Here is a 12697-nt window from a genome sequence, read left to right on the forward strand (position 1 = left end):
AAATGCGGTACGGCGGGGGAGAGGGGGACGGTGATGTCCGTGCGAGGTGGAGTTAGAGAAGACTGCGAATTTGAGACAGGATATCGTAAAGGCGTCTTTGATCTTTTTCAGAAAGGCTGGAGAAGAGCTCATAGGCCCGCAAGGGATAGTTTTCTGCAGAAGGCATGGGATTGGAAAGAACATCGTCAAAGACAGAGGAAATGGGGATACCCAGGGCGGTGGTGATTTTTGCCAGAGTTTCTACGGTGATGTTTTTCTCCCCACGCTCCACTTGGCCAATGTACGTGGGATGGAGCCCGGCGCGGTCTGCCAGGGTTTCCTGGCTGTAGCCTTTTTTCTGTCGGAACTGCCGCAATTTACGGCCGATGGTCTGCGTCATCATAGAAAGATCCCTCCGAGAAAAGACTATAAGTATTATCTCCCAGAGTGAACAGACTATTGATATTTTTATGGAGCTGATATATACTATAAGTATTGTTTGGACCAAAACCGATTTTTAGTATAAAGGATGACGTGATATGTTGCAAAAGCTTGGCGGAGGGACACCCAAGGGACGGGTGATGCTTCTGGCCTTTTACAATACCAAGGCGTTGGGGGTGCGGTATCTGGAAGGGGCGCTGGAGCGGGCTGGGTATCAGGTGCAGGTGGTTTTTTATAAGGAGTTTAACAGCCATTGCCCTGGGCAGACCAGCCGTCGAGAATTGGAGCTTCTCTGTGAGGAGGTGCGGCGGGCAGAGCCTGTCTTTATCGGTTTGTCTGTGATGAGCTCCATGTATTTGGATACAGTGGAGCAGGTGATGAAGACCTTGCGTGCGCGGTACGCCATTCCGCTGGTTTGCGGCGGCGCGTTTGCCAGTTTGTATCCAGATTACTTCTTGGACCGGGGAGCAGCGTATGTGATCCGGGGAGACGGGGAAATTCCTATGGTTAACTTGGCGGACCGTTTGATGTGTGGGGAGAGTGGAGAGGACCTCGCCTCTCTTTGCTGCCGGCGCCATGGGGAGACAGTGGTTCAGCCCATTGGCGGGGTATTGAAGGAGATTGATGGGTATGGGATTCCTGTGGTGAGCAGCCCACGGGCCTGTTTGATTGAGAGGGATCGACTGCGGCGGGGGGACCCGCAGCGGCATACGCTGCGGTATGAGGTCATTGCCTCCCGGGGGTGTCCGTTTACCTGTACCTATTGCTCTTGTGCACCCCTTCACCGCCTTATGCCGCGGGGGATCGCCACGGTACGAACCCGGTCGGTAGAGAGTGTCATGGAGGAGCTTCGGGAGGCCAAGCGGGCCTGTCCCCGCATGATGATGGTGCATTTTTATGATGAAATTTTTCCCAATCTTCCAGGATGGGTGGATGAATTTGTGGCGGCTTATCAGCGGGAGATTCACCTTCCCTTTACCATCTGGTCCCATCCCAAGGCGGCCAAACAAGAGGTGCTGGAAAAGCTGGTCCGTGTGGGATTGACGGAGGTCATTATGGGAATCCAGTCTGGATCGGACCGCGTCCGGCGGGAGGTATTTCACCGGTATGAGACCCGGGAGGAGATCCTCCGGGCGGCAGGGTTCTTTCAGGCGGCGGGGGTGCCGTGGGTCAGCTATGACTTTATGCTGCAGCATCCGTTTGAATCGTTAGAGGATTTGAAAGAGACCTATTTCCTGGTAAAAGAGCTTCCGGGGCGCTATGTCCTGCAGCTCCACGGGCTGAATTTTCTGCCGGGAACGGATATCGTTTCCATGGCGGTGGAGCAGGGGCTGTTTACCCAAGCGGAGTTGGACCGTATTATGTTCGCCCCTATGGAGGAACAGTTTGGTGCCTATTGGAAACAGGAGACCTCGCTGGAGAGCCAGCTGTGGTATGCGCTGATCTTCCTATGGCAGTGGGAGGCCATGCGAGAGAGATGTCTGGTCTATGAACAGGACCCTGTGGAGTATAAGCAGGAAATTTTTAAGGCATATCGTCAGGCGCAGGGGCTGTCCCGGCGCAGGGAATGGCGTAAAAAATTGGATATGGCGGCCCGACGATTTGGGCTGCGGTAAGAAAAAACCTCCGGCCGAAGCCGGAGGTTTTTCAAAAGCAAAGCAGAGGAGCCAATTAGTTGGCGCCCTTGGGATTCATGGGATCGGTACGATCCTCGATCCAATACTTGCCGATGGGATCCTGAGAAGCGTCCTTGTTGACGTTGTGGGCAATCATCAGGGTCTGGTTGCGGTTCTCAACCTGCAGGGCGTTGTCGAAGCCAGAAGCGTCGACGTTGGCACGCATAGCCTCCTTGGTCAGACGGACAGCCATGGGGTCCTTGGCGGCGATGACGCGGGCCAGCTCCAGGCCAGCGGGAACCAGGTCCTTGCGCTCGTCAACAACCTTGGACACCAGGCCCAGGTTCCAAGCTTCATCAGCGTTGATGAAGTTACCGGTCAGCATCATCTCATAAGCACGGCCGGTGCCGATCAGACGAGGCAGGAAGTAGGAGGAGGACATGTCGCAGCCGCCGATGCCCACGTTGGCATAGAAGCAGGAGAAACGAGCGGTCTTGGTGCAGACACGAATGTCAGAGCACATAGCCAGAGAGAAGCCACCGCCAGCGGAGACGTTGTCGATCAGGGTGATCCAGGGCTGAGGAGTCTTAGCAATGAACCACTCCAGCTCGCCCAGCTTAATCTGATAGTGATAGAAGCCGGGAACGGTCTGCTCGTAGTCGGTCAGGCCCTGCTTGACATCCAGGCCGGCGCAGAAGCCCTTGCCCTCGTCGCCGCCATACAGCAGGACAACGCGGATGTTGTAGTACTCGTCAACCAGCCACTGGGAGAGCTCGGTCAGCTCACGCACCAGGTCGTGGGACAGGGCGTTGTAAGCCTTGGGTCTGTTCAGGGTGACCTTCAGGATGTTGGGCTCGACCATCTCGAGCAGCAGGTTCTCATAAGTGGGCAACGCTCTGGCTGCGGGATAAACAGGTTTCATGATAAAATCCTCCATCATCAATATTTGGCCTTTAAGAGGGGCCATGGGACCTACTTACCTACGCCAACCGGCCCACAAGGGGCCGGCTGACGGAAGTTACGAACAATCAGCGGAAAACCAAGGATTAGTTGGTGTTTCCGTTGGCAGCGACATACATGCCGTGGATCAGGTACTGGATGTCGCCGGAGCCCTCGATGTTGGGGGCGACAGCGGCGTCTCTCAGGAAGCGCTCTGCCTGATACTCGTCGCAGACACCGTAAGCGCCCATGGCGTTGACGGCCATGGTGGCAACCTTGGTGGCAGTCTCAGCGGCATAGCCCTTGGCCTGTGCGGTACGGGCCTGAACAGCACGCATGGTGGGGATATCATCGCCAGCGAAGTGGTTGTGGTCGCAGTAGTCAGCGGCCTCCAGCAGCAGCAGCTCGGCGGTGTGTGCGTAGGTCAGCATGGTGGACAGACGCAGCTGGGTGGTGGGGAACTTGGTGATGGACTTGCCGCGGTGCAGCTTCTCCTGGCAGTACTTCAGCGCGATGTCAGCAGCGCCCAGAGCGGTGCCCACGAACACGGCGGTGAAGCCCAGCTTACCATAAGCGGTGGTGCCCAGCAGCTGGGTGAAGCCGTCGCCGGGCTTGCCCAGGATCTGGTCCTCGGTGACCTTCACGTCATCCAGGAAGATGTCATAGACCTCGGAGCCGCGATAGCCGATCTTCTCCCAGGGGGAGGAGATGGAGTAGCCCTCGCAGAACTTGTCGATCACCAGGCCGGTGACCAGGTCCTTGCCGGACTCTTCGTCCTTCTGCAGGGCGAACAGCACGCAGGGGCCGTCATAACCAGCGTTGGAGATGAAGCGCTTCACGCCGTTGAGCTTGTAGGTGCCGTCGGCCTGCTTCTCCAGGCGGGTCTTCAGCATCTTGGGGTCGGAACCGGTCTCGGGCTCAGTGAAAGCGAAGGAGACGGTCTGCTCACCGGAGCAGCAGGGAGCCAGATACTTCATCTTCTGCTCATGGTTGGCATACAGGTCCAGAGCCTCCAGACCCAGGATGTACACGTCCAGGCACTTGCCCACAGAGGGGGAAACGCGGCTGAGCTCCTTGATGACAATGGCCTGCTCCACGTGGCCCATGCCCATGCCGTTGTACTCCTCGGGGAAGCTGATGCCGATGAAGCCGCACTCAGCCAGCTGCTGATGAATGTCGTGGGGCAGCTGAGGATGCTTCTGGCCGTTGCTGACCTCGGTCATCTCGCCGGCCTCGATCTCGTCGATCCGGGGCTGCAGGACAGATTCCGCAAAGTCCTTGGCCAGGTCGTGGATCATCTGCTGGTCTTCGTTCAGTTTGAATTCCATGATAAAATTCCTCCTGTATAATGATTTCTTACGTAACAGGCATTAAAACAATTGCCTGGGCATGAGAAGAATGCCCACGGCAACGTCTTCCAATACGGGGCAACTTCTACGGTGCTATTATATCATAAGAATTGGGGAGGCGCATGCCATATATTAATTATTTTTAGCGGGTGCAATACTTAATTAGCACTAAGAGAGAAAAGAAAAGTGGAAAGAGATGTGGTTATAACAACCAAAAAACGGGAGAGAAAACTGAACAAAATATACAAAACGTAGGAAAAGGAGGAAAAAGATGTTTGCACAATAAAGCGTATGAGAGAGGAGAAATCTGCCTTCCTTCCGTGGAAAACGCCATGGAACTGGGAAGGGGAGAAAGAAAAAATTGTGAAAATGTCAACAGCAGACCTTGACGAAGCCGGGTTCTTCCTGTAAGATAGGACAAACACAAGCTGAAAATGGCGGGGTTTTTCCCTTCGGTCTGGAGGGGAAGGAAAAAGGCCCCGGTTTCTTTATGATTAAAAAGGCATTTCCGGGCAATCCGGCAAGGCTGATTATTAGATACCCCATCGGGAAATTATCAATGTATTTAAGGAGTTGCAGAAACATGGAAGTTAAGACTGTTGGCGTGTATGGCGCAGGCCTTATGGGCAGAGGCATCGCCCAGGTCGCTCTGGAGGGCGGCTATGACGTGGTCCTGTACAACCACAGAACCCCCACCCTGGAGAAGGGCGTGGCCGGGATCAAAAAGGGCTTTGAGAAAAAGGTGGCCAAGGGCAAGATCACCCAGGAGCAGGCCGACGGCTGGCTGGGCCACCTGAAGGCCACCATCGAGCTGGAGGACCTGAAGGACGTGGACATCGTCTTTGAGGCCATGGTGGAGAACATGGCGCTGAAGAAGGAAGCCTTCGCCAAAATGGCCCCCATCATCAAGCCCGAGGCGATTTTTGTCTCCAACACCTCCTCTCTGAGCATCACCGAGCTGGCCGCAGCGTCGCAGCGTCCGGAGAAGTTCCTGGGAATGCACTTCTTCAGCCCCGTGCCCGCCATGAAGCTGGTGGAGATCATCAACGCCTATGATACCTCCGAGGACACCATTGAGACCGGCAAGGCCGTGGCCAAGGGCTTTGGCAAGGAGTTTGTCACCGTCACCGATGTGCCCATGTTCATTGCCAACCGGGTGATGTGCCCCATGATGAATGAGGCCGCCATCCTGGCCGGGGAGAATGTCTGCTCCTACGAGGACATCGACAAGGCCTGCGAGCTGGGCTACAACCTGCCCATGGGCCCCCTGAAGCTGGCCGACGCCATCGGCATCGATGTGATGATCGAGGTGATGGAGTCCCTGTACCAGGAGACCGCTGACTCCAAGTACCGTCCCGCGCACCTGTACAAGGTTCTCTACCGCGCTGGCCGTCTGGGCCGGAAGAGCGGCAAGGGCTTCTATGATTACACCAAGTGAGTTTGTTCCCATAGCAGGATAAGAGCATACCGCAGGCCACCGCCGGAACCAAGGCGGTGGCCTGCTTTTTTGGGGGAAAGAGCAGGATGGCCCGCACGGGGATTTCCTGCCCTCTTTCCCATTGTCCCGGGGAGAAAAGTGTGGTATCATACAGGGGATCTTTGCATAGAATGGGAGGACCTTGTTATGCGAATTGCCAACACGGTCAACGACTCCATTGTGGACGGACATGGGTTGCGCTTTACCATTTTCACCCAGGGCTGTCCCCACCACTGCCCAGGCTGTCACAATCCGGACACCCACGATCCCGCCGGCGGCCGGGAGGTTTCCCTGGAGGAACTGATGGCGGAGATGGGGCGCAATCCCCTCATTGAGGGCGTGACCCTCTCCGGGGGGGAACCCTTTGCCCAGGCGGCGGACTGCGCGGCGCTGGCCCAAGCGGCCCATGCCCGGGGGCTGAATGTCTGGACCTATTCCGGCTACCTTTTTGAGCACCTGCGGGACAGTGGGAACCCGGACTGGACTGCCCTGCTGGCCCAGACCGACGTGCTGGTGGACGGTCCCTTTTTGGCCAAGGAGAAGTCCTATGAGCTCCATTTTCGGGGGAGCCGAAACCAGCGCCTGATTGATGTGCCCCGGAGTCTGGCCCAGGGCCGGGTGGTCCTCTGGCAGGAGGAGGACCCTTTGGCCAAGTTCACTGTGCCGGAGTCCTGAGAGGAGGAAAGGATACCATGACCATTGCGGAAATGAAGCACCACTTTACCCACCGGGAGCTGGGCATCCAGGGCGCGGTGGGAGAGTATGCCATTTTGGTCCCCTTGGCCCAGTGGGAGGGAAAACTCTGCCTCCTCTTCGAGACCCGGGCGGAGACCCTGGTGGGCCACCAGCCCGGGGAGGTCTGCTTCCCCGGGGGCCGGCGGGAGAGGGGAGAGCGTCCGGTGGAAACCGCCCTCCGGGAGACCTGGGAGGAGATCGGGATTCCCCCGGAGGAGATTGAGATTCTGGCCCCCCTGGATGTCATCCAGGATATCAGCGACCGGGTGGTGTACCCCTTTCTGGGCACCATCAGCCCCCAGGGGGTGGACCGGCTTGCGGCCAGCGCGGCAGAGGTGAAGAATGTTTTCTTTGTCCCTCTGGACTACCTGATGCACTACCCTGAGGAGGTCTATCGCTACACGGTCTCGGCCCAGGTGGACGATCAGTTCCCCTATGAGCGGATGGGCTTTCCCAAAAACTATCCCTGGCGGACGGGATTTATGGATGTGCCCATCTATGAGTATGAGGGCCATTTTATCTGGGGAATGACCGCCCGGACCGTCCGCTGGCTGCTCCGGGAGCTGCGGGCGATGGAAGGGGAAGGGTGAGCCGTGGAGTCGGTGGAATTTTTGGGCCGGTACCGGCTTACCCAATCGGACGCCTGTTTTAAGCTGGGCCGGGACAGCGTGCTGCTGGCCCGGTTTTGCACCCTGCGCCCCCGGTGGTCGGTGTGTGACCTGGGCTGTGGGGTGGGCTCCCTCCTGCTTCTGCTGTCCCAGCGGGAGGAGGCCCTGGACCGGGTGGGGGTGGAGCTGGACCCTGTCGCGGCCGGCCTGGCCCGGCGGAACCTGTCGGACAACGGCTTGGAGGGACAAGTTCTTACCGGAGACCTCCGGGACCGCGCCCTGCTGAAGGGCGACCGCTTCCAGCTGGTGATTGCCAATCCCCCCTATTTTCGGGCGGGGTCCGGCAAGTCGGGGGGACAGGCCCGGATGGACGACACCTGCCCGGTGGACGACCTGTGCCGGGCGGCAGGGCGTTTGGCCAAGACAGGGGGGCGTTTCGCGCTGGTCTACCGCCCCGAGCGGCTGGCGGAGCTTTTTGCCGCCCTTCGGGGGGCCCGGCTGGAACCCAAGCGGCTTCAGCTGCTGTCCTATGGGCCCTCCAGCCCCCCTTACGCGGTTTTGGTGGAGGCGGTGAAGGAAGGCGGGCCCGGCCTGGAGATTTTACCGGTCCACTATCAGACAGAGTCTGCACACTGAGGAGGATGCTGCCATGGCAGGAACATTATATCTGGTCGCCACCCCCATTGGCAACTTGGGGGATCTGTCTCTCCGGGCGGCGGAGACCCTGGAGCAGGTGGATTTCATCGCCGCCGAGGACACCCGGGTGACGGTGAAGCTCCTCAACCATCTGGGGCTGAAGAAGCCTATGGTGAGTTACTACCGCCACAATACCGGAACCCGGGGAGAGGAACTGATCGCCCGCCTGCTGGGGGGTGAGAGCTGCGCCCTGGTCACCGATGCCGGTACTCCCGCCATCAGTGACCCGGGAGAGGAACTGGTGGCCCAGTGCGCAGCGCAGGAGATTCCCGTGGTTCCCATCCCCGGCCCCTGTGCCTTTGTCAACGCGCTGGCGGTGTCCGGTCTGCCCACGGGACGGTTTACCTTTGAGGGCTTTTTGGCCATGAACAAGAAAAACCGCCGGGCCCATCTGGAGAGTCTCCGGGGGGAGACGCGCACCATGCTCTTCCATGAGGCCCCCCATAAGCTCCAGGCCACCTTGAGGGACCTGGCGGAGGCCTTCGGGCCGGACCGGCGAATTGCACTGTGCCGGGAGCTCACCAAGCTCCATGAGGAGGTCCGGCGGACCACGCTGGGACAGGCAGTGTCCTACTATGAGGCGCATCCCCCCAAGGGAGAATTTGTCCTGGTGGTGGAGGGGGCGCCCCCTGTGGCCGAGCAGGCGCCCACCCTGGAGGATGGGCTGGCGCTGGTGGATAAGCTCCAACTGGAGGGCTGGTCCACCAGGGACGCGGTCAAAGAGGCGGCAGCAGCCTGCCGGCTCTCCCGGAAAGTGCTCTATGACCGTGTGCTTGCCCGAAAGAAAGAATCTTAATCTGGACGACAGCGGCCGCAGCGCCTGCCGGAGGCTGCGGCCGTTTGGAAACTCCCACATAGCCCCTGGGGTTGGGGCGGCGGGAGGAACAAGGGAAAGGCCGTGTCCCCACATAGGGGACACGGCCTTGTTGGTTGGAAAGAGCGGGGTTATTTTTGTAACAGCTCCTTGAGACAGTGTGCGCAGATATTCTTGCCCTTAAAGACAGAGATATCCTTTGCACTATCGCAGAAAATGCAGGCGGGCTGATACTTCTTCAGCATGATGGAGGACCCGTCCACGTAGATTTCCAGGGAATCCTTTTCCGCGATGTTCAGCGTGCGGCGCAGTTCAATGGGGAGAACGATACGCCCTAACTCATCCACTCGGCGAACGATACCTGTTGACTTCATGGTGAAGCACATCCTTTCAGCGTCAGCTGTTTTCTCTCTCTTTTTTGCCGGTGCTACTGGGAATCCCCCAGCTGCCCTGACAAAAACAGCCAAAATAGACAAAAAACTCATGGATTTAATTTGATTATAACAAAATGTGGAAGGAAGTCAATCGAAACTTGTCGTTTCCAGGAAAAAAGAGGAAAATAAGGAAAGGAATGATTTTTCCGAAAAACACATAGGGTGGAACGAGAACAACCCGGGGCAGACGGCGGGCAGCGAGGAGGAGACACCATGGCAATGACGGTGATCTGGACAGGAATGACGGCGCTTTCCCTGCTTTGCGCCCTGGCGATGGGCAACCAAGGGGAGCTGGCGTCGGCGGCGCTGGACGGTGCGGCGTCGGCCATCGAGCTGGGGATTTCCATGGCAGGGGTCCTCTGTCTGTGGATGGGGGTGATGGAGGTCATGCAGCGGGCCGGGCTGGCGGAAAAGCTGGCCCGCCTGCTGCGGCCCATCCTCCGGCGGCTGTTTCCGGATTTTGCCGGGGATCGGGGGACCATGGACACCATCGCCGCCAATGTCTCGGCCAACCTGCTGGGACTGGGCAACGCCGCCACCCCCCTGGGGCTGGAGGCTGCCCGGCGGATGAGCCGCCGGACCCCGGGGGTGGCCAGCGACAGCTTGTGCATGCTGGTGGTGTGCAACACCGCGTCCATCCAACTGATTCCCACCACGGTGGCTGCGGTCCGCATGGCGGCGGGGAGCGCCACGCCCTTTGACATTCTGCCGGCGGTGTGGGTGACCTCCGCCTTGTCTGTGGCCACAGGGATTCTGGCGGCCAAGCTGCTGTCCAGGCTCTGGCGGTCGTAGGAAAGGAGGCGGAGCCGATGCAGTTGGTGCTGGACCTGCTGGTGCCGGGAATCATTGCGGGGGTCTCCTGCTATGGCATGGCAAAACGGGTGGATGTCTATGATGCCCTGCTCCAGGGGGCGGCCAAGGGGCTGGAGATTCTGCTGCGGATTCTGCCCGCTCTGGTCACACTGCTCACGGTGGTGGCCATGCTCCGGGCCTCGGGGGCGCTGGAACTGGCGGCGGAACTGTTGGCGCCCGCCCTGGAGTGGCTGGGTATCCCGCCAGAGACGGTGGGGCTGATGCTGGTCCGACCCATCAGCGGCAGCGCCGCCCTGGGGGTGGGGTCGGAGCTCATTACCACCTATGGCCCGGACTCCACCATTGGGCGCACGGCAGCGGTGATGCTGGGCTCCACAGAGACCACCTTTTATACCATTGCGGTGTATTTCGGCGCAGCGGGGATCAAGAAAACCCGGTATGCGGTGCCGGCGGCCCTCTGTGCCGATTTGGCGGGCTTTTTCTTTGCCTCCCTTACGGTGCGGCTGTTTTTGGGATAACAGTGGGATCGGAGATGGGCAGGGCGGGTTTGCAAGGGGTTGGTTGTGTGTTATAATGCAGGAAAGTCCGATGCGAGGAGCACGGGAGCGCGTAGGGAGAAAGCGGGGGGCTGTTGCCCTCAGGTTTACTGCTGTCCCTGGAAAGGAGGCTCCGTTATGGCGGAACGGACGCTGCACACCCCCCTGACAGACCTGCCCGGCGTGGGTCCCGCCCGGGCGCGGGCCCTGGATAAGCTGGGCCTGTCCACAGTGGCGGACCTGCTGGCCTATTTTCCCCGGGAGTATGAGGACCGCACGGTGCGGGAAGGCATTGCCTGGCTTCCGGCGGACACGCCGGTCTGCTTTGCCGCCGTAGTGGCGGAACCCTTTCGCACCAGCTATATCCGCAAGGGGATGGAGCTGACCAAGGGACGGATCGTGGATGGTACCGGCCAGGCGGCGGTTACATTTTTTAATCAGAACTATGTCCGTAAGGCCCTCCAGCCGGGACAGACTTATTTTTTTTACGGGACCCTTACGGGGGAAGGGTACCGCCGGTCTATGGTAAACCCCGCCTTTGAGCGGGAGGGGGCACATCAGCTCACAGGAGGCATTTTCCCGGTCTATCCTCTAACTGCGGGGATCACCAACCGGTTTCTCACGGGGCTGGTCCGGGCGGGGCTGGCCTGCCTGCCCCAGGTGCAGGAGACCCTGGGGGACGACCTGCGGGAGACCTATGATCTGGTCCCTGTGGAGCAGGCCTATGGGAGCATTCATTTTCCCGCTTCTTGGGAGGCCCTGACCAAGGCTCGGCGGCGGCTGATGTTTGAGGAGCTGTTCTGCCTGAACCTGGGTCTGACCCTCATTCGGGGACGGCGAGGAGAACAGCGGGCCTGTCCCTTTGTGCGGCAGGACCTGGAGGCATTTACCAGCCGGCTGCCTTTTTCCCTCACCCCGGCCCAGCTGCGGTCGGTGAAGGAAGCGGCGGCGGATTTGCGGCGGGCTGTTCCCATGAACCGCCTGCTGCAGGGGGACGTGGGCTCGGGCAAGACGGTGGTGGCCGCGGCCTGCGCCTATTTTGCCTGGCAGAACGGCTGTCAGGCGGCGCTGATGGCCCCCACGGAGCTGTTGGCCCAGCAGCATCAAAGGACCATGGAAACCCTTCTGGCGGGGACAGGCCTTCGGGTGGGGCTTCTGGTGGGCTCCATGACCGCCGCCCAGAAGCGAGACTGCCGGGCGGCCCTGGCCGCGGGGGCGCTGGACCTGATTGTGGGAACCCATGCGCTGCTCAGTGAAGGGGTATCCTTCCGGCGGCTGGGGCTGGTCATCACCGACGAGCAGCATCGGTTTGGCGTGGACCAGCGGGCGGCCCTGGCCGCCAAGAGCGGGGAGAAGGACCGGCCCCATGTGCTGGTGATGTCAGCCACCCCCATTCCCCGGACCCTGGCGCTGATGATCTATGGGGACCTGGATCTGTCTGTCATTGACCAGCTTCCCCCGGGGCGCACCCCGGTGGCTACCTATCTGATCCGGGAGGACAAGCGGGCGCGGCTGTATGCCTTTGTCCGGAAGCAGGTGGCCCAGGGCCGCCAGGTGTATATTGTCTGCCCGGCGGTGGACCAGGAGGACCCGGAGGGACTGAAGGCGGCGGAGCAGTATGGCCGCCAGCTTCAGGAAGAGGTCTTTCCCGATCTGCGGGTGGGAATTGTCCACGGAAAGCAGAAGGCACGGGACAAGCAGGGGGTCATGGCGGCCTTTGCCGCGGGGGAAGTGGATGTCCTGGTATCCACCACGGTCATTGAGGTGGGGGTGGACGTGCCCAACGCCAGCTTGATGGTTGTGGAGGACGCGGACCGGTTCGGCCTTAGCCAGCTCCACCAGCTCCGAGGCCGGGTGGGGCGGGGGGAGCACCCATCCTATTGCGTGCTTCTCTCGGACAACCGGAACGAGCTGACCCGAAAGCGGCTGAAAACCCTCGCCTCCACCACCGACGGGTTTGCCATTGCAGAGGAGGACTTGAAGCTCCGGGGCCCTGGGGATTTCTTCGGCGCCCGGCAGCATGGGCTGCCCCAGCTGAAACTGGCCAGCCTGGAAGGGGACATGCGCCTGCTTCACCAGGCCCAGGCGGCGGCTCAGGAAGTTCTGGCCCGGGACCCGAACTTGACCTGGGAGGAGCACGCCCCTCTTCGGCGGCGGGTAGAGCAGCTTTTCCGGGAGAACCGGGATATTTTCAACTGAGATTCTGATGGGTGGTTTCCTGTTCGGCCGATCCCTGGGGGGATTGCCATTTGGACGAAGG

At 59.9% G+C, this 12697-nt stretch carries 13 protein-coding genes; 9 read left to right on the forward strand and 4 right to left on the reverse strand.

The genetic code is table 11. From position 1 onward, the window contains the following. Nucleotides 1-52: 52 nt before the first annotated feature. The gene (locus tag DV520_RS04930) at nucleotides 53-382 is read right to left on the reverse strand and encodes a helix-turn-helix domain-containing protein (protein ID WP_021919120.1); all 330 of its coding nucleotides are present in this window, start codon (nucleotides 380-382) and stop codon (nucleotides 53-55) included. A gap of 136 nt (nucleotides 383-518) precedes the next feature. Between DV520_RS04930 and DV520_RS04935 the strand changes: the two genes are divergently transcribed. Next, complete coding sequence (locus DV520_RS04935) at nucleotides 519-2036, forward strand: B12-binding domain-containing radical SAM protein (protein ID WP_117141984.1); 1518 nt, start codon at nucleotides 519-521, stop codon at nucleotides 2034-2036. Between the two features lie 55 nt (nucleotides 2037-2091). Here DV520_RS04935 and DV520_RS04940 read toward each other — a convergent pair whose 3' ends face one another. Next, entirely contained in the window at nucleotides 2092-2958 is an 867-nt protein-coding gene (locus DV520_RS04940) for an enoyl-CoA hydratase/isomerase family protein (RefSeq protein ID WP_165850043.1), read from the reverse strand. A gap of 124 nt (nucleotides 2959-3082) precedes the next feature. After that, complete coding sequence (locus DV520_RS04945; RefSeq protein ID WP_021919123.1) at nucleotides 3083-4303, reverse strand: acyl-CoA dehydrogenase family protein; 1221 nt, start codon at nucleotides 4301-4303, stop codon at nucleotides 3083-3085. Nucleotides 4304-4907: 604 nt separating this feature from the next. Here DV520_RS04945 and DV520_RS04950 point away from each other — a divergent pair. The 5 genes from DV520_RS04950 to rsmI all read left to right on the forward strand — a co-directional run bounded on the left by DV520_RS04950 (nucleotide 4908) and on the right by rsmI (nucleotide 8636). Then, a complete protein-coding gene (locus DV520_RS04950; RefSeq protein ID WP_117141986.1) occupies nucleotides 4908-5762 on the forward strand; it encodes a 3-hydroxyacyl-CoA dehydrogenase family protein in 855 nt (284 codons plus the stop codon). 186 nt (nucleotides 5763-5948) lie between these two features. Next, nucleotides 5949-6476: an anaerobic ribonucleoside-triphosphate reductase activating protein gene (nrdG, locus tag DV520_RS04955; protein ID WP_021918696.1), complete on the forward strand. Its 528-nt coding sequence runs from the start codon at nucleotides 5949-5951 to the stop codon at nucleotides 6474-6476. Between the two features lie 17 nt (nucleotides 6477-6493). Next, on the forward strand, nucleotides 6494-7126 hold the full coding sequence (locus DV520_RS04960; protein ID WP_021918695.1) for an NUDIX hydrolase: 633 nt from the start codon (nucleotides 6494-6496) through the stop codon (nucleotides 7124-7126). 3 nt (nucleotides 7127-7129) lie between these two features. Beyond that, nucleotides 7130-7780, forward strand: a complete 651-nt coding sequence (locus DV520_RS04965) for a tRNA1(Val) (adenine(37)-N6)-methyltransferase (protein ID WP_021918694.1) — start codon at nucleotides 7130-7132, stop codon at nucleotides 7778-7780. Nucleotides 7781-7793: 13 nt separating this feature from the next. Next, a complete protein-coding gene (gene rsmI, locus DV520_RS04970) occupies nucleotides 7794-8636 on the forward strand; it encodes a 16S rRNA (cytidine(1402)-2'-O)-methyltransferase (protein ID WP_021918693.1) in 843 nt (280 codons plus the stop codon). A 149-nt stretch (nucleotides 8637-8785) separates the two neighbouring features. Here the strand turns inward: rsmI and DV520_RS04975 are convergent, their stop codons facing one another. Then, nucleotides 8786-9028 (reverse strand): AbrB/MazE/SpoVT family DNA-binding domain-containing protein, encoded by a 243-nt coding sequence (locus DV520_RS04975; protein ID WP_021918692.1) that lies wholly within the window; start codon nucleotides 9026-9028, stop codon nucleotides 8786-8788. A 273-nt stretch (nucleotides 9029-9301) separates the two neighbouring features. Between DV520_RS04975 and DV520_RS04980 the strand changes: the two genes are divergently transcribed. From DV520_RS04980 to recG, 3 genes are all read left to right on the forward strand, one after another. Then, a complete protein-coding gene (locus DV520_RS04980; protein WP_117141987.1) occupies nucleotides 9302-9880 on the forward strand; it encodes a nucleoside recognition domain-containing protein in 579 nt (192 codons plus the stop codon). A 17-nt stretch (nucleotides 9881-9897) separates the two neighbouring features. Next, nucleotides 9898-10419 (forward strand): spore maturation protein, encoded by a 522-nt coding sequence (locus DV520_RS04985; protein WP_117141988.1) that lies wholly within the window; start codon nucleotides 9898-9900, stop codon nucleotides 10417-10419. Nucleotides 10420-10575: 156 nt separating this feature from the next. Next, the gene (recG, locus tag DV520_RS04990; protein ID WP_021918786.1) at nucleotides 10576-12636 is read left to right on the forward strand and encodes an ATP-dependent DNA helicase RecG; all 2061 of its coding nucleotides are present in this window, start codon (nucleotides 10576-10578) and stop codon (nucleotides 12634-12636) included. Nucleotides 12637-12697 lie beyond the last annotated feature (61 nt).

This window comes from Evtepia gabavorous, assembly GCF_003425665.1.
GTDB lineage: Bacteria > Bacillota > Clostridia > Oscillospirales > Oscillospiraceae > Evtepia > Evtepia gabavorous.